Source organism: Bradyrhizobium sp. USDA 4341 (assembly GCF_054063755.1).
In genome coordinates this window covers 3,754,540-3,773,328 of the sequence record NZ_JBSSGO010000002.1, presented here as the reverse complement: position 1 = coordinate 3,773,328, position 18,789 = coordinate 3,754,540, and the positions used below count along the sequence as shown (strand labels likewise).

Genomic DNA, 18,789 nt, shown 5'->3' with positions numbered 1-18,789 from the left:
CACGGTGCAGTCCGTGCCAGTCGTCACGAAGCGGAGAGACGGACGTCCCTCCGCATTAAGCTTTGCTCATGTCAGCCTTCGCCCAAACAGGCCAAGCGTCACTGGATCGGCTTTCCGGTCATGACGTCGTATTGGCCCTCGTTGACCTTCGGCTTCATCGGGCCGGTGCCATAGTCAAAGCCCGAGGACGGCGTCTGGTAGCCGGGAGGGGGCTCGGTCAGGGATTCGCGCGTCGGCTCGCCCGGGAACGGCTTGGACTCGCTGCTGTTCCCCTTGAAGATGCCGAGCAGACCACCGTTGTAGCCGAGCTGGCTCGGCATCAGCGACGGATTGGTGTTGGTGCCCGGCTCGAGCGGCTCCCTGCGGCCCTCGGTGGCCGTCTGCTGCTTGCGGCCCGCCTCGATCTCGGCCGGCGTCAACGCCACCGCTGACTGCCACGGCTCCTTCTTGACTTCCTTCTTGCGCGCCGCGATCGCAGCCTTGCGCGCCGCGATATCGGGGTCCTTCGGCCAGTTCGGTGCGTTGACCTGGGCGGCTGTGGCAGGCGGCGGCAGGTCGAGCTTCGGCGGCACCACCAGCGGCGAGCGCTCGCGATAATCGATGCCCTTGCTGGCGGCGCTCTTGGCGCCGAGCCCGGTCATCAGATTGTCGATGATCCGCTCTTCGAAGGTCAGGCCGTCATCGCCGTCATCTTCATCGTCGCCGGCACGCACCGGGCCGGCCGTCATCACCAGGCCGATCCCGGCCGCAACGAACGCCAGACGCAGGCCGCGCATCAGCGGCAGCCGGGACGTCTCGATCAGGTAACCGCGGACTTTGGTGTTGCGCATCGCGCTATTCCCATCTCAAAATTCACCAAAGCGATCACTGGCTTAGCGCACAGTTTCGCTGGGTGCAGGTCGGCCGCCGACCGGTTCGTATCGGCCGGGATCAGGGCGCTTTTACGGCGGGGGTCCCCATGACGGAATCATACAATAGGGCCGCCACGCCAGCAACGATCGCCACATCGGCGAGGTTGAATATGTACCAATTGAAGGTTTTTCCCCCGATCTCGATATGAAACAGGGCAAAATCGACCACGGCGCCATAGGCGAAGCGGTCGATCCCGTTCCCGATCGCACCGCCGATGATCAGGCCGAGCGACACCGTCGCGAGCCAGGTCCGCGACCGCGCCATCCAGATCGCCAGCGCGATCACGGCGGCGGCCTTGATCACCATCAGCAGGATCTGGGCCGCCGGGGTCTCGCTCTGAAACCAGCCGAAGCTGATGCCGGGATTCCAGGCCAGCACCAGGTCGAAGAACGGCGTCACCTCGACCGCGCCGCGGTGGGCAATGCCGAAGACGTAGAGCAGCCAGAGCTTGGAGGCCTGGTCGGCGATCAGGGTCGCGATCGCCGTGATCACGCCGGTGCGGACAGCAGGCGTCATCGGCTTGCCACCAAAGGCGTCGTCCCGGCCGAGTGCGCCGTTGCGCACGGAGCCGGGATCCATACGCCGTGCCGGGTATTGTTTGAATGACTCGGGGTCATCAACCTTCGTCCATTCGAGACAGCGGTGGTTATGGGTCCCGGCCCCCCGTGCGCAATTGCGCACTAGGCCGGGACGACGGCGAGTTAGGAGATGCTGACCCCCAGCGCCTTCCATTCGCGCAGCGCTTGCGCGTCGCGCGGCGAGACGTCGGGATATTCGGGATCCTCGCCGATCGTCGGCAGGATCTTCCATGAGCGTGCGCATTTGGTGCCGATCGCCTTCTCGACCACCACGGCGACGCCGGGCACGGCATCGAGGCGGAAGGCATTGGCCGGCGCCTCGCCCTCGCGCACCTCGTAGTTCGAGGTGATGCAGACCTCGGCGAGATCGATGTCGAACAACGTTGCCAGCATCTGTCGGTCGGCGATGTAGATCACCGGCGACGCCTCGAGCGACGAGCCGATCCGCTTGGCGGCGCGCTCGAGCTCGAGCGCACCGGTGACGACGCGGCGGACGTTGCGGATCGTCTCCCACTTCGCGGCGAGCGCGTCGTCACGGAACTGCTCGAGACCCTCGGGGAACAGCGTGAGATGCACCGAGGGCTCGGCGTTCGGCCGGTACATCCGCCAGGCTTCGTCGGTGGTGAAGCTGAGGATCGGCGCCAGCCATTTCAGGATCGCGTCGCAGAGCAGGTCGATCGTGGTCAGCGCCGCCTTGCGCGCCACCGAGGACGGCGGGTCGCAATACAGCGTGTCCTTGCGGATGTCGAAGTAGAACGCCGACAGGTCGGAGTTCATGAAGGCCGCGAGAGTTGCGACCACGGTCTTGTAGTCGAACGACGCATAGGCCTTGCGGATAGTCTCGGTGTGGCCGGCCAGTTCGTGCAGCATCAGCCGCTCGAGCTCGGGCATCTCGGCAAAGGCGACCTTCTCGCTCGGCTTGAAATGGTGCAGCGTGCCGAGCATCCAGCGGATCGAGTTGCGTAGCTTGCGATAGGTCTCGATGGTGTTCTTCAGGATCTCCGGACCGATGCGCTGGTCGTCGGCATAGTCGGTGGCGCAGACCCACAGGCGCAGGATATCCGCGCCGGAATCCTTGATCACCTTTTGCGGCTCGACCGTGTTGCCGAGCGACTTCGACATCTTGCGGCCGTTCTCGTCGAGCGTGAAACCGTGGGTGAGCACGATGTCGTACGGCGCGCGGCCGCGCGTGCCGGCGCTCTCCAGCAGCGACGAGTGGAACCAGCCGCGATGCTGGTCGGACCCTTCGAGATACATCACGGTGTCGTTGCCGCCATCGATCTTGCGGACGATGTTGCCGAGCTGCGGGAAGTTCTGGCGGTCTTCCAGCACGAAGGCGTGCGTGGAGCCGGAATCGAACCAGACGTCGCAGATGTCGTCGACCTTCTTCCAGTTTTCCGACGCGCGGCTCCCGAGGAAGCGTTCGCGAGCACCGTCCATGTACCAGGCGTCGGCGCCTTCCTCCATGAACGCCTCGGTGATGCGCTGGTTGACGACCTCGTCCTGCAGGATCTCGGCCGAACCGTCGCTGTTCTCGCGCACGAACACGGCGATCGGCACGCCCCAGGCGCGCTGGCGCGAGATCACCCAGTCGGGGCGGTTGGCGATCATGCCGTTGATGCGGTTCTCACCGGCCGGCGGCACCCACTGCGTGACCGAGATCGCGTGCAGCGCGCGGGCGCGCAGCGTGTCGCCCTTCTTCGCATGGCCATCCTCCGCGATGTCCTTGTCCATCGCGATGAACCATTGCGGCGTATTGCGGAAGATCACTGGCTTCTTGGAGCGCCAGGAATGCGGATATTGGTGCTTGAGGCGGCCGCGCGCGAGCAGCTTGCCGGCCTCGATCAGCGCCTTGATCACGGCCTCGTTGGCATCGCCCTTCTCGCCCTTGTCGTTGAGCACGCGTTTGCCGATGAAGCCCGGCGCCTGCGCGGTGTAGGCGCCGTTCTCGTCGACCGTGTAGGGGATCGCCGTCGGGATGCCGCGCGCATCGAGCTCGCGGGTGTTGGCCGTCCAGACGTCGAAGTCCTCGCGGCCGTGGCTCGGCGCGGTGTGCACGAAGCCGGTGCCGGTGTCGTCGGTGACGTGCTCGCCGGCGAGCAGCGGCACGGTGAATTCGTAGCCGCCGCCGAAGCCGCGCAGCGGATGGGCGCATTCCACGGCGTCCAGCGTGTCGCCGGGAATATCGCGGACCTTCTCATAGGACGTCACGCGCGCCTGCTTGAACACTTCCGCGGCGAGCGCATCGGCCAGGATCAGGAGATCGCCGGTCTTCGCCCAATTGTCGGCGGGCGCGTCCGTGACCTTGTAGAGGCCGTAGGCGATCTTCGGCGAGAACGAGATCGCGCGGTTGCCGGGCAGCGTCCACGGCGTGGTGGTCCAGATCACGACCGAGGCATTGGCCAGCGCGCCGTGCGCCGGCGAGGTGACCGGGAATTTCACCCACACCATGTCGGAGGTGTGGTCCTCGTATTCGACCTCGGCTTCGGCAAGCGCGGTCTTCTCGACCACGCTCCACATCACCGGCTTGGAGCCGCGATAGAGCGTGCCGTTGGCGGCAAACTTCATCAGCTCGCGGGCGATCTGCGCCTCGGCCGGATAGCTCATCGTCTCGTAGGGGTGGTCCCAGTCGCCGATGATGCCGAGCCGCTTGAACTCCTCGCGCTGCACGTTGATCCAGTGCGTCGCATAGGCGCGGCATTCCCTGCGGAACGCGACCATCGCGGCGGAGTCGCGGAAGTCGGGCTTCTGCTTGCCCTTGGAGCGGTAGTTCTCCTCCTCGATCTTCCATTCGATCGGCAGGCCGTGGCAATCCCAGCCCGGCACGTAGTTGGAGTCGAAGCCGAGCATCTGCTGGCTCTTGGTCACGACGTCCTTGAGGATCTTGTTCAGCGCATGGCCGATATGGATGTTGCCGTTGGCGTAGGGCGGGCCGTCATGCAGCACGAATTTGGCGCGGCCCTCGGCTTCCCGGCGGAGCCTGTCGTAGAGGCCGATGTCGTTCCAGTATTTCAGGATTTCCGGCTCGCGCTGGGGCAGGCCGGCGCGCATCGGGAATTCCGTCTGCGGCAGGTAAAGGGTCTTGGAATAGTCCCTAACGTCAGTCTTTTGGGCGTCGGTCTTTTGCGGCTTGTCGGACATAAAAGCTCTGATTTTGGCAGGTGCGGGCGCGGAAACGCGATCAATCGCGGGTGAAACGACGAAGTCCCGGTCTTGCGCCGAGCCTTCAGGCTCAGGCGGAAGCCGGGCCGCTAATCCGTATGATGCGCCGCGAAAACATGGGTTTTCCATAGCAGCCAAGCGGGGAAATCGCAAAGCCCCCGCCGCCGGCAAATCCAGCCCCGCGGGGCCGTCCTATGCCTGCCGCGGCCGGGCCGGGTTTCCTGCCACGATCGCGCCGGGGGCGACGTCACGCGTCACCACGCTGCCGGCCCCGACCAGGGCGCCGTCGCCGATCGTGACGCCGGGCAGGATGATGGCACCGCCGCCAATCCAGACGTCGCTGCCGATCCGGATCGGGCGGCCGAATTCAAGCCCGGCGCGCCGGGTCGCGGCGTCGCGCGGGTGGTCGGCGGTATAGATCTGCACCGCGGGTCCGATCTGGGTGCGATCGCCGATCACGACCTCGACGACGTCGAGGATGACGCAATTGAAGTTGAGGAACACGCCGTCGCCGAGGCTGATATTGCTGCCGTAGTCGCAGAAGAACGGCGGACGGATCACGGCGTCCTTGCCGACCTTGCGGAAGCGCGCGGAGAGCAGGGCGTGCAGCTCGGCTGCGGACGATGCGCCTGACGCGTTGTAACGCGCCATCCAATGTTCCGCCGCGGTATGGTCGGCGGCGAGCTCGGCATCGGGGCGATAGAGCTCGCCCGCCAGCATCTTCTCTTTCTCTGTCTTCAACCAATCACTCCGAGCTGCGGGAACGCGTCCGGCGCTGCGGCCAATGCCGCGCGCGCCTTGGCGCTGTCGTCATCCATCTGGCGTATCAACGCCTCGATGGTGTCGAATTTCAGCTCTTCGCGAATGAAACTGATGAAGGCGACATCGAGCACCGTGTCGTAGAGATCGCCCTTGAAGTCGAACAGGAACACTTCGAGCAGCGGCGCGCCGTTGTCGAAGGTCGGCCGGCGTCCGAAGCTTGCGACACCGTCGAACCGCACCTTGTCGTTTCCGTGGGCCTTTCCGACCCGCACTGCATAGATGCCGTGCTTCAAGCCGCAATGCTTGTCGAGGCGGATGTTGGCGGTGGGGTAACCGAGGTCGCGGCCGCGCTTCTCGCCATGGATGACCTTGCCGGTCACGAACCACGGTCCGCCCAGCATCGTGGTGGCATCGTCGACCTGCCCCTCGGCGAGCGCCATGCGGATGGCACTGGAGGAGACCGGGCGTTCCTCGATGTCGACATGGGCCTGCACATCGACCTCGATGCCGAGCCGCGGCGCTTCGCTGACGAGCAGGCTCGGCGAGCCGACCCGGCCCTTGCCGAAATGGAAGTCGTAGCCGACCGCAATCCCGCTGATGCCGAGCCGGCCGATCAGGTCATGGTGAATGAAGTCCTGCGCCGTGGTCCCGGCGCGCGCCTTGTCGAAGGTCATGACGACGGCGCCCGCGAGCCCGGTGGCCGCGAGCAGGCGCAGCTTGTTGGTCTCGTCCGTGAGGCGGAATTGCGGGGTGTTCGGGCTGAAGAAACTGCGCGGATGCGGTTCGAAGGTCACGGCGAGCGCGGGCACGCCGTGCGCTCTGCCCATCGCGAGCGCCGCGCCGATCACGGCGCGGTGACCGAGATGGACGCCGTCGAAATTTCCCATCGCGACCACGGCGCCCTTCGGAATGGCGCTTTCGGGGGTGTTGTCGCGGATAACGGTAAAGCCGGTGCTCATGTCAGGGATTCTTCAAGGATTCTTAAGCATGATTGTTGCGGGCCGGACCGTGACGCGGCGGCGGCGTGGAAGTCAAGCATAGCGAAAATCGCGTCAAATCCGTAACAATCCGGATTCAGCCGGTTAACGCGCTGTTTAACGCCTGCTGTTAGTCGTTGGCGGAAAGCTGCGTTCGTGCAGAAGCCAAGTTGCGTTAGTGGTTTTGGGGGGAAAGATGGCGGTTGATTTGTCCATGCCGGTTCTGGTGGTTGATGATTACAGCACCATGATCCGCATCATCCGGAATCTTCTCAAGCAGCTTGGATTCGAAAATATCGACGATGCCTCCGACGGCTCTGCGGCGCTCAACAAGATGCGCGGCAAGAAGTATGGCCTGGTGATTTCCGACTGGAACATGGAGCCGATGACCGGCTACGACCTGCTCAAGGAAGTCCGCGCCGATCCCAATCTCGCGACCACGCCCTTCATCATGATCACGGCGGAATCCAAGACCGAGAACGTGATTGCGGCCAAGAAGGCCGGCGTGAACAACTACATCGTCAAGCCGTTCAACGCGGCGACGCTGAAGACCAAGATCGAGGCGGTCTTCCCGGACATGGCGACCGCGTAAGCGCCCGTCCGTCGCATCAACTGAAGATCTCGTCATGCCCGGGCAGAAGCGCGTCTTCGCGCTAGATGTCCCGGGCATTTGCGTTTGATCGCGCTTCCCTTCACCCCGCCCCGCTCGCGGGACGAAGGGGGAAGGCGCCTGCAAGATTTCGGAATATTAGAAGAATATCGCTGAGTTGCCCGACGTGTCAAGTTGGCTGGCCGAGCGTCAGCCGCCGCCGGCTACTTTGCATGGGGTTGTTTTCGATATTTTGGTGACGCGCCCTGCGATGGTTTGTTTGCGGGGAGGGAACGCAGCGTCGCTTGCCGCTACCACTTCAGCTCGCGCATCAGCGCACGGGGCGGATGGCCGAATAACTCCTTCACCGAGGCGGGATCGAGCTGCTCGATGCCCTCGAACTGCTCGGAATGGATACCGCGGGTGACGAACAGGAGATCGATGCCGAAGCCGTGGGCGCCGGTGAGGTCGGTGCGCACGGAATCGCCGATCGCGAGCACGCGGCTGAGTTCGGTCGGACGCCCGCGGCGTTCCGCGGCCAGCGCCATGGCGCGCTCGTAGATCGGCCGGTGCGGCTTGCCGTAGAAGACCGCCTCGCCGCCGAGCTCGCGATAGAGTTCGGCAATCGCGCCGGCGCAATAGATCAGCCGGTCGCCGCGCTCGACCACGATGTCCGGATTGGCGCAGACCAGCGTCAGCTTGCGCTCGAGCGCCTTGAGCAGCGTGTCCCGATAATCCTCGGCGGATTCGGTCTCGTCGTCGAACAGGCCGGTGCAGATGATGTAGTCGGCCTGCTCCAGCGGCACCAATGTGGCGTCGAGGCCGCGATGGATCGAGCTGTCGCGCTCCGGGCCGATCCAGAATATTTTCTGACCGGGATGATCAGAAACAAAATGGCGCGTCAGGTCGCCCGAGGAGACGATCGCGTCATAGGTCTCGTCGGCGACGCCGAGCTTGCGCAGCTGGCGCTGCACGGAATCGGCCGGACGCGGCGCGTTGGTGATCAGGATGACGGTGCCGCCCTGCTGGCGGAAGGTGTGCAGCGCCTCGCAGGCTTCGGGAAAGGATTCAAGCCCGTTGTGCACGACGCCCCAGATGTCCGACAGCACCACGTCGACGTCGCCAGTGAGGTCGCGCAGCCGCTCCACGAAACGCAACGATGTCATGATGCGAACTGCCGGTCAGTTGGGCCCGAGCGCGCGGCGCGCCAATGCGGCGCTGCCGGTCGTGCGCGGTGGCGCTGCGGGGCTGGAGACGGGTGCGGAAGTGCCGGCGCCATTGAGGTCCTGGGGCTTGGTCTGCGGAGCCTCGGCGGTAGCAGATGCCCCTTCCGGCCGCAACGGCCGCGGCGGGGCGAACAGGAAGCCCTGGCCGAACCGGACATCGTAGTCGAGCAGGTCGACCACCGAGCGCTCGCCCTCGATCCGTTCGGCGATCAGGTCGATGCCGTAGCGGCCGAGCAGGTCGGACAGATCGGAGGGATCGATATCGCTGGTCGCGCTCTGCCTGGCGTCGAGCAGCAGCGCGGCCGGCACCTTGATGAAGCGGACGCCGCGATCGGCGAGCTCGCGCGGCTCGAGGCGGAGGTCGCTGACGTGATCGATCGAGAACCGGTAGCCGCGCTGCGACAGCGCTGCGAGATTCTCGCTTTCGACCGGGCCGAGATTGCGGAAGGTCGCCTGCTTGAACTCGAGCACGAAGGATGGGGCCAGCGCGCGGTTGGCCTCGAGGAAGTCGAGACACTGGGTGAAGTGCTGCGGGCTGGACAGCGTCGCGGCCGAGACGTTGCAGAACACGCCGACATCCTTGCTGCGGATCATCAGGCGGCGCAGCACCTGGACGCAGCGAAGCATCACCATGTGGTCGATGCGGCCGATCAGGCCGCCGACCTCGGCCGCTTCGATGAAATCGTCGGCGGCAAGGACCTGGTCGCGCTCGTCGCGCAGCCGTGTCACCGCCTCGTAGTAGCGCACCTTGCGCTGCGGCAGCGTCACCATCGGCTGCAGGTAGATGTCGAGGCGGTTATCGTCGATGGCGTGCCTGACGGCGGCAATGAGCTGGGTCTGGCTGCGTGAGATCGGCGATGGGGGCGCAGCCGGCGGCGCGGGCGCAAACACGACGGTCGGAGCCGGCGGGACCGGTTGCAGCAGATCGTCGCGCGGCGGGGCGACCGGCTGCGCCACCGGAGCTGCCGCCAGCACGTCCTCATGATGGGCGACGGACGCTGCAAGCTGCCGCACCAGGCCGCCAAGTTCGTTGATCTCGCCGGCCATGCCCTGGATCCGGTCGGCGCCGGTGGAGTTCGCCGAGGCGACGCGGCCTTCGACCGCGGCCAGCCGGCGGCCGAATTCGGCGACCTGGCGGGCGAGGTCGGCGGTGCCGCGCGACAGATCCGCGATCTGGCCGCCGACATCGCTGCGGTCGCGCAACCGCATCGAGACGGCGTTGTAGAGGATCAGGCAGGTGAGGGCGGTGAGCGCCACGATCGCCGATTCCGATCCGCTGATGCCCGCCACCGAATACAGGACGAAGCCGAGCGAAGCTGCGACCAGCACCATGCAGATGGCGATGAAGATCGTCGAAATGCGAATCATGTCGCGCGCCCGCGCCCTCTCTCCGAACGTCCCCGGAGCGCAAGCTTAGCACCATTGTTGATTCGACGGGCCAGCGATCTTCCGAACCGGCTGGAACTGCACACGATTTTCGCTTCGTCTTGGCCGGCCTCGAAGTCGGGCTCGTAATCGACCGGAGCCGGCCGCGGCGCGTCCGTCAGAGGTCGGCGGCAGCGATCCAGAACACCTCGCCCTCGGAGTCCTCGGTGTCGAGCCAGAGCAGCGGCAGGTTGGGATAGGCGGCCTCGAGATTGTCGCGGCCGCGGCCGATCTCGCAGAGTAGCCCGCCTTGCGGGGTCAGATGTCGCTTGGCCTCATCGAGCAGGCGGCGGACGATATCGAGCCCGTCAGTGCCGCCGTCGAATGCGATCTTCGGCTCGGCGCGGCATTCGCGCGGCAGCGCGGCCATGCCTCTAGCATCGACATAGGGCGGGTTCGAGATGATGAGGTCGTAGCGCTTGTCGCCGAGCGGCTTGAACAGGTCGCCGCGATAGAGCGCTAGGCGATCGTCGAGGCCGTGGTCGGCGACGTTGCGCGCGGCGACTTCCAGCGCATCCTTTGAAATATCCACCGCGTCGACCGCAGCGTTGGCGAAATGCCGGGCGGCCAGGATCGCAAGGCAGCCGGAGCCGGTGCAGAGGTCGAGCACGCCCTCGACGTCGGCGGGATCGCCGATCAGCGAGGTGCCGTCCTCGTCGCCGCCGAAATGCGAGTCCAGCAATTCGCCGATGAAGGAGCGCGGCACGATGGTGCGCTCGTCGACATAGAACGGCAGGCCGCGCATGTAGACCTTGTTGACGAGATAGGCGGCGGGCTTTCGCGTCGCGATCCGCCGCTCGATCAAATCGAGGATCTGCTTGCCTTCGGCGGTCGTGACGCGCGCGGTCGCGAAGGTCTCGAACTGGTCGGGATGCAAATGCAGCGTCTCGCAGATCAGGAACGCGGCCTCGGCCACCGGATCGGTGGTGCCGTGCGCGAACACGAGCTTGGCCGCGTTGAAGCGGCTGACCGCGTAGCGCAGGAAATCGAACAGGGTGTGAAGCTCGCCGGCGCCGACCTTCGGCGCTTTCGGCGCGGCGGGGTTGCGCCTGGCCGGCACTTTGCTGCGCTTCGCCATCAGGATTTGGTCCAGCGCGCGGCGGCCGCGTCGTCATGGTCCTGCGCCTCGATCCAGCTCGTGCCGCGCGCGCTTTCCTCACGCTTCCAGAACGGTGCGTTGGTCTTGAGATAGTCCATCAGGAACTCGGCTGCCTCGAACGCGGCCTGCCGGTGCGCCGAGGCGGTCACGACCAGCACGATGTTCTCGCCCGGCGCGATGCGGCCGAAGCGGTGGATGATGGTGAGGCCCTGCAACGGCCAGCGCGCCAGCGCCTCGTCGGCGTGGCGTGCAATCTCGGCCTCCGCCATGCCCGGGTAATGTTCGAGCGTCAGCGCGGCGATCGGCTCGCCCTGTTCGCTGCCGCGGCAGATGCCGCTGAAGCTGACGACCGCGCCGACATCGGTGCGGCCCTTGCTTAAGGCTGCGATCTCCTGCGCGACGTCGAAGTCGGCTTCCTGGATCCGGATGGTCGCTGCGATAGCCATAGGAAGATCTAACCGCCGGTCATCGGCGGAAAGAATGCGATCTCGCGGGCGCCGGAGATCGCAGCGTCCGGTTTGACATGGGCATGGTCAATCGCGGCGCGGATCACCGTGGGCTTCTCGAAGGCATGGGCGTAGCCGTCGTCGCGCGCGGCAAGCCAGCCGATCAGCTCGCCGACCGTGCGCACCTCGGCCGGCGGCTCGACGATCTCTTCGGCCTTGCCGATGCGTTCACGCACCCAGGCGAAATATTTCAGCTTCATCCCTCATCCTCCTTGATGAGGTGATGGATGCCGGCACGGAAGTAGTCCCAGCCGGTGTAGATCGTGAAGATCGCCGACATCCACAGCAGCACGATGCCGATCAGGGTGGTCGCCGGGAACACCTGCTCGCCCGCTTCGCCGGCGATCAAGAAGCCGATCGCCACCAGCTGGATCGTGGTCTTCCATTTCGCAAGCTTGGTGACGGGAACGCTGACCCGCAGGCCCGCGAGATATTCGCGCAGGCCCGAGACCAGGATCTCGCGGCACAGGATCACGATCGCCGCCCACAGCGTCCAGCCATGGATCGAATTGTCGGCGGCCAGCATCAGCAGGCTGGAGGCCACCAGGAGCTTGTCGGCAATGGGATCGAGCATCCGGCCGAAGGCGGACTGCTGGTCCCACATCCGGGCGTAATAGCCGTCGAGATAGTCGGTGATCCCGGCCGCAATGAACACGGCCAGCGCCACCCAGCGCAGCCACAACGGGCCGTCCAGGATCGATTGCCAGTAGACGCAGCCGATCACCACCGGAATCGCGGCGATCCGGGCGTAGGTGAGGATATTCGGGAGGGACATGGTCTTGGTCTGTCCCCGGGTCGTCGCGATGTTCATCCGTTCTACCAATACCGCTGAAGCCAGAAGGTCAACCGTGCGGGCGCCAAAGCACGGCGAGATTAGGCTGAATCGTCATGGCACCTTAGCCCCTTGTTTATGCATGTTCTTTTCGGAACGTTGCTTGCCACTTTTCCGCATCATGCCCTAGATGCCCTGTCGCAGGCGACGCCCTGATGACTCGCCTTTGGTTTAACCCGGCTGGGGCGTGGAAAAACTCGAAAATCTTGCGGGCACTCTCGGCACTGACGCCGGGAACCTTGCCGAGGTCGGCGATCGAGGCCCGCTCGATCTCCTTGAGCGTTCCGAAGTGGTGCAGCAAGGCACGTTTGCGCGACGGGCCGATGCCCGGGATCTCCTGCAACCCGGCCTCGCGGATGTCCTTTTTGCGCAGCTTGCGGTGCGAGCCGATCACGAAGCGGTGGGCCTCGTCGCGCAGCCGCTGGATGAAATAGAGCACCGGGTCGCGTGGCTCCAGCTTGATGGCCTCGCGGTCCGGCATGAACAGGGTTTCGCGCCCCGCATCGCGCTCCGGCCCCTTGGCCACCGCCATCAGCGAGACCTGGGTCAGCCCGAGATTCTCGAAAATCTGCCGGACTGCGTTGAGCTGGCCGCGGCCGCCGTCGATGATGACGAGATCGGGCCATTGCGGGAACGACTCGTCGTCCGCCTTGTCCCTTGCCTTGCTGGCTTCGCCCTCCGGTGGCTTCAGCAGCCGCTTGAAACGGCGCTCCAGCACCTCGCGCATCATCCCGTAATCGTCGCCGGGCGTCAGCCCTTCGGACTTGATGTTGAACTTGCGGTACTGGTTCTTCATGAACCCGTCGGGTCCCGCCACGATCATCGCGCCGACCGCGTTGGTGCCCTGGATGTGGCTGTTGTCGTAGACCTCGATGCGCTTGGGCGTATGCGGCAGGCCGAGCGTCGTGACCATGCCCTCCAGCAGCCGGCTTTGCGTCGCGGTATCGGCGAGCTTGCGGCCGAGCGCCTCGCGCGCGTTGGTGAGCGCGTGGCCGATCAATTCCTTCTTCTCGCCGCGCTTGGGCACGGAGACCTCGACCTTGGATCCGGCCTTCACCGACAGCGCGTCGGCGAGCAACGCGCTTTCCTCGATCTCGTGCGACAGCAGGATCAGCTTCGGCGGCGGCTTGTCGTCGTAGAATTGCGCAAGGAATGAGGACAGCACCTCCTCGGGCGTGAAGCTCTTTTCCGCGCGCGGGAAATAGGCGCGATTGCCCCAGTTCTGGCCGGTGCGGAAGAAGAACACCTCGACGCAGGAATAGCCGCCTTCCTGGTGGATCGCGAACACATCGGCCTCTTCGACGGTGCGCGGGTTGATGCCCTGCTGCGACTGGATCGCCGACAGCGCCGCGAGGCGGTCGCGGTACAGCGCCGCGGTCTCGAATTCGAGTTCGCCGGAGGCCTTCTCCATCTCGGCCGCGAGCAATTGCTTCACGGCGTGGCTGCGGCCGGAAAGGAATTCGGTCGCCTCGCGCACCAGTTCGCCATAGCCTGGGAAATCGATCTCGCGCGTGCAGGGGCCGGCACAGCGCTTGATCTGATAGAGCAGGCAGGGCCGGCTGCGGCTCTCGAAGAAGCCGTCGGTGCAGGAGCGGATCAGGAACGCGCGCTGCAGCGCCGTGATGGTGCGGTTGACCGCGCCTGCGTTGGCGAACGGGCCGAAATAACGTCCGGGCCGCGACTGCGCGCCGCGATGCTTGAGAATCTGCGGCGCCCAATGGTCGCCGGTGATCAGAATATAGGGAAACGACTTGTCGTCGCGCAGCTGCACGTTGAAGCGCGGCCGGAGCTGCTTGATCAGATTGGCTTCGAGCAGCAGCGCCTCGGTCTCGGTCGTGGTCGAGACGATCTCGATATGCGTGGTCGCCGCGATCATGCGCAGGATGCGCGCCGGCAGCGGCGCGTTGGCCCGCGCATAGGACGACAGCCGCTTTTTGACGTTCTTCGCCTTGCCGACATAGAGCACGTCGTTGGCGGCGTTGAGCATGCGGTAGACGCCGGGCGAGGTCGGGGCGAGGCGCACCGCATTCTCGATCGCCTCATGCCCGATCGAGAGCGTCCCCTCGGCGATTGTCTCGGTGGCGTCCTCCGATGCCTCGGGAAGACGTGCGTCATCCTCCTCCTCGGGGGCGGAGGTTTCCGGATCGACGTCGCTCGTGTCGAGCGTCAGGTCGTCCTGAGGCAGATCGGACTTTGCACTGCGCCGCGCCTTGGGATCAGCCTCGGGGTCGGTCTTGGGGGCCGGCGTCGGTCGCTCGGGAGAATCGTGAACCATGGGCCGTAAATTAAGCGCTTGGGCGGCCGGTCGCCAGCGCTGGCGGCGCAGGAAAAAGAACCCGATTGCAGGGCGTTACTGGCCCAGCGCGGCCGGCCGGGGCGGGTCGGTAACACATTGTTAAGACTGATGAGCGGGCCGCTAACCGGGCTTAACAACCCTTTAACTTAAAACTCTCGATAAACCTTAGCGAAAAAAGTGGAATTCCGTAACCACGCCGGCCCTGGGCCTGCGGGCTGCGGCAGTTGCGTGTGGAGAGTACCCATGACCCGGTTTGTTGCGCGTGCGCTGGCACTGATCGTCGCAGGCTGGACGACTTCTGCGGCGTCGGCCGACCTCAACTACGGCTCGCCCTATACCGTCTATCAGCCGCTCAATGCCTACAGCTGGGCCGGGCCCTATCTCGGCGGCAACGTCGGCTACGGCTGGGGTTCGGTCGAGAACAACCCGACCAAGCCGTCCGGTTTCGTCGGCGGCGTGCAGGCCGGCTACAATTTCCAGAACGGCTCGCCGTGGGTGTTCGGCATCGAGGCCGATATCCAGGGCACCACTGCCGACGATCGGTTCGCGCCCTGGAAGTATTCCAACCCGTGGTTCGGCACCGTGCGCGGCCGCGTCGGCTATGCGGTCAACAACGTGCTGTTCTACGCGACCGGCGGTCTCGCCTTCGGCGAACTGCGCGGCGAGACGTTTGGCATATCGGAGTCGCATACCAATGCGGGCTTCACCGTCGGCGCCGGTGCCGAAATGGGCTTTGCCCCGAACTGGAGCGCCAAGATCGAATACCTCTACGTCGATCTCGCCAACAGCAACTTCACGATCACCGGCGGCGCGTCGAATGGCTACAGCTTCAGCCTAGTTCGCGCCGGCATCAACTATCACTTCTGAGAACAAGAAAACGTCTGACATCAACTCCCGGCCGCGCCTCGCGCGGCCGGGTTTTTCTTGTGCCGAGCACGTCGATATCACGCGCGGCCACATGAACGCCGCGGCGTCCGCGAAACCAGTCGGACGGCCGCACGCACCGGATATGCGGGCACCGTCAATCGCGTCCGCATCATGCAGGTGGTCGTGCAGCGAGCGCGAGCCACGCGCCCGGCAGTCAACTCACACGCAACGCTTCATTCGCCGTTCATCACGAGCCACGCACTGCGCGCTCATCATGAAACCACCAGGTTGACCGCCTTCGGGCCCTTGCCCTTCTTGTCGGGTTCAACCTCGAACGTAATGCGCTGTCCTTCAGTCAGGTCCTTCAATCCTGCACGCTCGACAGCTGTGATGTGAACGAACACATCGCGGCCGCCATCATCAGGCTTGATGAAGCCGTAGCCACGCTCTCCGTTGAAGAACTTGACTGTCCCAGTCATGGCCATCGGGAAACTCCTCCCCCGTATTGCTCCACCGCTACGCGCACGCCGCGTAGCGGTTGACCGACATTCGCTTGTCGGAAGCTTGGCCACCTGAACAGGCCGGCGTCACGCCACCGGTCTGCCTGGATTTTATTTCGGCCTTGTCACTCCGCCGCAACCATTCGCGGAAGCGGAACGTAAAGCCAGTCGTAACAGGATGAGCATAATACGGTTCCGCGCGCGTTGCCTATGCTCAAATAGAACTTTTCAGTGGGTGCTACCGATCAAGGTTTAGGCGTTTCGAGTCTGAAGCGTCCGGCGCCGCCTTGACCAAGCGGTCTCTCAAGTTCGGGCAGGATGATCTTCAGCTCGCTCGCCAGCGTCCACGGCGGATTCACTATCAAAAGGCCGGTCGAAACGAGGCCTGCGCCGGTTTCTTGCGGCGCCACACTGAATTCCAAACGCAAGCATTTGCCCGCGGGCCGACTGCTTGCTGTTGCTGCAGCCACGCTGCGCGCGAGCTCGTCGGTAGCTCTCCGGGTTTTTACGGGGTACCACAAAAGATACGTGCCGGTCGGCCACTTCGCGAATGCTTCGGTGAAGGCACTCGCCAGCCGCTCGAACTCGTCCTTCGCTTCGAATGGCGGATCGATCAGCACCAGGCCGCGTCGTTCGTTCGGCGGCACGAATGCGGGCAGCGCCATCCAGCCGTCGAGATCGACGACGCGCGCCTGCGCATCGCGTCGCAATGCATCGATCAATTGCTTGCGCGCCACGGGCTCGATCTCGCAGGCCGTCATGCGGTCTTGCGGACGCAGCATCGCCCGCGCGATCAACGGTGAGCCGGGATAGGCTTTCAACTCGCCTCTCGGATTGAATGCCCTGACGATGTCGAGATAGGGCGAGATCAGCGGCAACGCCTTGTCGGACAGCCGCGCCTGCATCAGTCGCGCGATGCCGGTCAGCCATTCGCCGCCGCGCTGCGCTTCGCTCGACGTCAAATCATAGAGGCCGGCGCCGGCATGGGTGTCGATGACGCGGAACGGCGCCTGCTTCTCCTGCAGGTAGGTGAGCATGCGCACCAGCACGATGTGCTTGATGACGTCGGCAAAGCTGCCGGCATGAAAGGCGTGACGATAGTTCATGCGATGACGCTGCGCTCCAGAGGGTGCGCATGTTGTACTGCGTCATGCCCGGCCTGTCCCGGGCATCGTGCCTTATCTCGTTAGTTTCGTGATGGCGTCCATGGCCGGGACACTCGGCGCGACAACGCGCGTTTGCCCGGCCCTGACGCGGACGAGACTTCAGCCGCCGCGAACCGGCGGCATCAGCACCTGATCGCGGCGGCAGGCGCGGCGATCGATCTCCTCGCAGGAACGGAATTGCAGATCCTTGCTGAGGCAGATCCGCACCTCGCTGAGCCGCTTGCTGTCGCAGGTCACCGAGATCGCGGAGTTGCTGAGCCCCGGATTGGCCTTGATGAACGCCGTCTCCAACTCGTCGGGCGCGATCGTCTTCGGCTCCGTCAATTGCAGGAATTCCTCGGGGATCTTCACCGCGGCGCGGGCCTTGCGAATGGCTTCGAAATAGGCGCGTTCGCCGAGGCCGGAGCAGGTGCCGTGCTTGTCCCACTCGTTGTAGATCAGCCCGGGCGCCGGCATCAGGTCGAGCATCGCGGTCATGATGTTGCGGGCGAGGCGGGGCGAGGGCCGCTGGCAGTATTCCGGAAAGCCCCGCTCATATTGCGGCCACAGCCCGTGCACCACGAACGAGTATGGCCGTCCGCCGCACTGCGCCTGGGTGCCGCGGCCGTTGTTGCCGCGCTCGCTCGCCGCCTCGCAGAACGAGGGCGACCACGACAGCGACAGCACATAGAAATCGAACTCACCGGGCGCATTCTGCCGGCGATCCTGGGCCGAGGCCCCCATCGCACCACACAGAACAAAGGCAATTGAAATCAGAAATCGGGAAATTGTGACCAACCGAGGCATCAAACGCTCCCCTCACGCGACCGTTCAGAACCTAGCAGGCCGCTAGAACATTTCAAGAACAAAAAGCCGCCGTCTGGATGGCGGCGGCTTCCGTTTTGACCGAACTGGTCGGAGATCAGGGCCGGGCGGCCTTGCAGGACGGGTTATAGGCCCAGTTGCGGTCGAGCCCGACGACACACCATTGGACGCCCGGCTCGAGACTGAGAGAATCGCTGATCCCGGCAAAGCCGCCGTCCTCGATGATCGAATAGTGCACCTTGCGCACCTTGCCGTCGCTCAGCATCGCATCACCCGAGCAATAGCGGCGCGGAATGTTATCGGACTGCCAGGGGCGGAACGCGGTCTCATGGATCCGGCTGAAACCGGTGATCACGAGCGGCGAATTCCAGAAAGTGGCTTCCTTTTCGTGGAATTGATCGCTGATGACGTTCAGGGCCCTCTCGCAGGGTGCCACATTGCCGTCATAGCGCGGGCCGGACAGCCAGAAATTCAATTCGAACGGATTGGCGGCCTGAGCCGTGCCCCCGAACGCCAGAAGGCCGACCACGAGCGCGGCGCCGAGGCCAAGCGAGTGGCTGAGTTTATTGGGGGAGTTGAACAGGTTGCGCATGGGAATCCACCCGATGATCAGATACGGCGGACGGTGCCGTGAAGCCCCGGCAAGGTCAAGTGCAGCGCGGCAACACCTGCGGAGAAGTCCACCTCCAGCAGCCGGCTCGTTCTTTCCATGGTCGCCGGCGCACTCTATGTTGGTCGCAAGCGAAATGGAGTCTGCGATGCGAAGGAAATTGGCTGCGTGCCTGGTTGCCGTTTGCGGGATGCTGGCCGTTGGTCCGGCGCGAGCCGACTGGATGCAGCCGGTGCCGCCGTTCAAGGGCAATGATACCGGCGGTATCATCGCCTATACGCTGGCGGCCCAGACCGACGCGCGGCAGCTCGCCGTCGATCACTGCGCTTCCTACGGCAAGGTGGTCAAGTTCCTTGCGGTGCAGCGCTACCCGGGTGGCTACCTCTCGTTTGCCTGCCGCTGGGTGCCCTACGGTTCGGCCCAGAGGCCGGTGCGCACGCTCTACTGAGCGCACTCCAAATCCTTCGATCGTTCAGCC

Annotated in this window: 19 protein-coding genes; 3 read left to right on the top strand and 16 right to left on the bottom strand. The window is 64.8% G+C overall.

Annotated features, from left to right (window positions below):
- Positions 1 to 98: 98 nt before the first annotated feature.
- From ACVIGB_RS23865 to ACVIGB_RS23845, 5 genes are all read right to left on the bottom strand, one after another.
- The gene (locus ACVIGB_RS23865) at positions 99 to 830 is read right to left on the bottom strand and encodes a hypothetical protein (RefSeq protein WP_456720800.1); all 732 of its coding nucleotides are present in this window, start codon (positions 828 to 830) and stop codon (positions 99 to 101) included.
- A gap of 100 nt (positions 831 to 930) precedes the next feature.
- On the bottom strand, positions 931 to 1,428 hold the full coding sequence (gene lspA / locus ACVIGB_RS23860) for a signal peptidase II (RefSeq protein WP_456725086.1): 498 nt from the start codon (positions 1,426 to 1,428) through the stop codon (positions 931 to 933).
- Positions 1,429 to 1,613: 185 nt separating this feature from the next.
- A complete protein-coding gene (gene ileS / locus ACVIGB_RS23855) occupies positions 1,614 to 4,631 on the bottom strand; it encodes an isoleucine--tRNA ligase (protein WP_456720801.1) in 3,018 nt (1,005 codons plus the stop codon).
- A gap of 213 nt (positions 4,632 to 4,844) precedes the next feature.
- Positions 4,845 to 5,372: a sugar O-acetyltransferase gene (locus tag ACVIGB_RS23850; RefSeq protein ID WP_092124091.1), complete on the bottom strand. Its 528-nt coding sequence runs from the start codon at positions 5,370 to 5,372 to the stop codon at positions 4,845 to 4,847.
- Positions 5,373 to 5,389: 17 nt separating this feature from the next.
- Positions 5,390 to 6,373 carry a bifunctional riboflavin kinase/FAD synthetase gene (locus ACVIGB_RS23845; RefSeq protein ID WP_456720802.1) on the bottom strand — a complete coding sequence of 328 codons (984 nt, stop codon included), beginning with the start codon at positions 6,371 to 6,373 and terminating at the stop codon, positions 5,390 to 5,392.
- Positions 6,374 to 6,587: 214 nt separating this feature from the next.
- Between ACVIGB_RS23845 and ACVIGB_RS23840 the strand changes: the two genes are divergently transcribed.
- A complete protein-coding gene (locus ACVIGB_RS23840; protein ID WP_016844467.1) occupies positions 6,588 to 6,983 on the top strand; it encodes a response regulator in 396 nt (131 codons plus the stop codon).
- 308 nt (positions 6,984 to 7,291) lie between these two features.
- Here ACVIGB_RS23840 and ACVIGB_RS23835 read toward each other — a convergent pair whose 3' ends face one another.
- The 7 genes from ACVIGB_RS23835 to uvrC all read right to left on the bottom strand — a co-directional run bounded on the left by ACVIGB_RS23835 (position 7,292) and on the right by uvrC (position 14,343).
- Complete coding sequence (locus ACVIGB_RS23835; RefSeq protein WP_092124093.1) at positions 7,292 to 8,146, bottom strand: TIGR01459 family HAD-type hydrolase; 855 nt, start codon at positions 8,144 to 8,146, stop codon at positions 7,292 to 7,294.
- Positions 8,147 to 8,161: 15 nt separating this feature from the next.
- Positions 8,162 to 9,574, bottom strand: a complete 1,413-nt coding sequence (locus ACVIGB_RS23830) for an EAL domain-containing protein (protein WP_456720803.1) — start codon at positions 9,572 to 9,574, stop codon at positions 8,162 to 8,164.
- A 175-nt stretch (positions 9,575 to 9,749) separates the two neighbouring features.
- Complete coding sequence (gene prmB / locus ACVIGB_RS23825) at positions 9,750 to 10,709, bottom strand: 50S ribosomal protein L3 N(5)-glutamine methyltransferase (RefSeq protein WP_456720804.1); 960 nt, start codon at positions 10,707 to 10,709, stop codon at positions 9,750 to 9,752.
- Positions 10,709 to 11,176: a molybdenum cofactor biosynthesis protein MoaE gene (locus ACVIGB_RS23820; protein WP_456720805.1), complete on the bottom strand. Its 468-nt coding sequence runs from the start codon at positions 11,174 to 11,176 to the stop codon at positions 10,709 to 10,711. The genes prmB and ACVIGB_RS23820 overlap by 1 nt, the downstream gene beginning before the upstream one ends.
- An 8-nt stretch (positions 11,177 to 11,184) precedes the next feature.
- A complete protein-coding gene (gene moaD / locus ACVIGB_RS23815; protein ID WP_176529284.1) occupies positions 11,185 to 11,436 on the bottom strand; it encodes a molybdopterin converting factor subunit 1 in 252 nt (83 codons plus the stop codon).
- Entirely contained in the window at positions 11,433 to 12,047 is a 615-nt protein-coding gene (gene pgsA, locus ACVIGB_RS23810; RefSeq protein ID WP_016844474.1) for a CDP-diacylglycerol--glycerol-3-phosphate 3-phosphatidyltransferase, read from the bottom strand. Before pgsA ends, moaD begins: the two co-directional genes overlap by 4 nt.
- Positions 12,048 to 12,144: 97 nt before the next feature.
- Positions 12,145 to 14,343, bottom strand: coding sequence for an excinuclease ABC subunit UvrC (uvrC, locus tag ACVIGB_RS23805; protein ID WP_456749221.1), 2,199 nt, complete (start codon positions 14,341 to 14,343; stop codon positions 12,145 to 12,147).
- A gap of 264 nt (positions 14,344 to 14,607) precedes the next feature.
- Between uvrC and ACVIGB_RS23800 the strand changes: the two genes are divergently transcribed.
- The gene (locus tag ACVIGB_RS23800; protein ID WP_456720807.1) at positions 14,608 to 15,231 is read left to right on the top strand and encodes an outer membrane protein; all 624 of its coding nucleotides are present in this window, start codon (positions 14,608 to 14,610) and stop codon (positions 15,229 to 15,231) included.
- 272 nt (positions 15,232 to 15,503) lie between these two features.
- Here the strand turns inward: ACVIGB_RS23800 and ACVIGB_RS23795 are convergent, their stop codons facing one another.
- From ACVIGB_RS23795 to ACVIGB_RS23780, 4 genes are all read right to left on the bottom strand, one after another.
- On the bottom strand, positions 15,504 to 15,716 hold the full coding sequence (locus tag ACVIGB_RS23795) for a cold-shock protein (RefSeq protein WP_016844477.1): 213 nt from the start codon (positions 15,714 to 15,716) through the stop codon (positions 15,504 to 15,506).
- 260 nt (positions 15,717 to 15,976) lie between these two features.
- Positions 15,977 to 16,837: a 23S rRNA (adenine(2030)-N(6))-methyltransferase RlmJ gene (locus tag ACVIGB_RS23790; RefSeq protein WP_456720808.1), complete on the bottom strand. Its 861-nt coding sequence runs from the start codon at positions 16,835 to 16,837 to the stop codon at positions 15,977 to 15,979.
- A 159-nt stretch (positions 16,838 to 16,996) separates the two neighbouring features.
- Positions 16,997 to 17,620, bottom strand: coding sequence for a ribonuclease T2 family protein (locus ACVIGB_RS23785; RefSeq protein ID WP_456725087.1), 624 nt, complete (start codon positions 17,618 to 17,620; stop codon positions 16,997 to 16,999).
- Between the two features lie 178 nt (positions 17,621 to 17,798).
- Positions 17,799 to 18,293, bottom strand: a complete 495-nt coding sequence (locus tag ACVIGB_RS23780) for a hypothetical protein (RefSeq protein ID WP_456720809.1) — start codon at positions 18,291 to 18,293, stop codon at positions 17,799 to 17,801.
- Positions 18,294 to 18,459: 166 nt separating this feature from the next.
- Between ACVIGB_RS23780 and ACVIGB_RS23775 the strand changes: the two genes are divergently transcribed.
- A complete protein-coding gene (locus ACVIGB_RS23775) occupies positions 18,460 to 18,759 on the top strand; it encodes a hypothetical protein (RefSeq protein ID WP_456720810.1) in 300 nt (99 codons plus the stop codon).
- Positions 18,760 to 18,789: the final 30 nt, after the last annotated feature.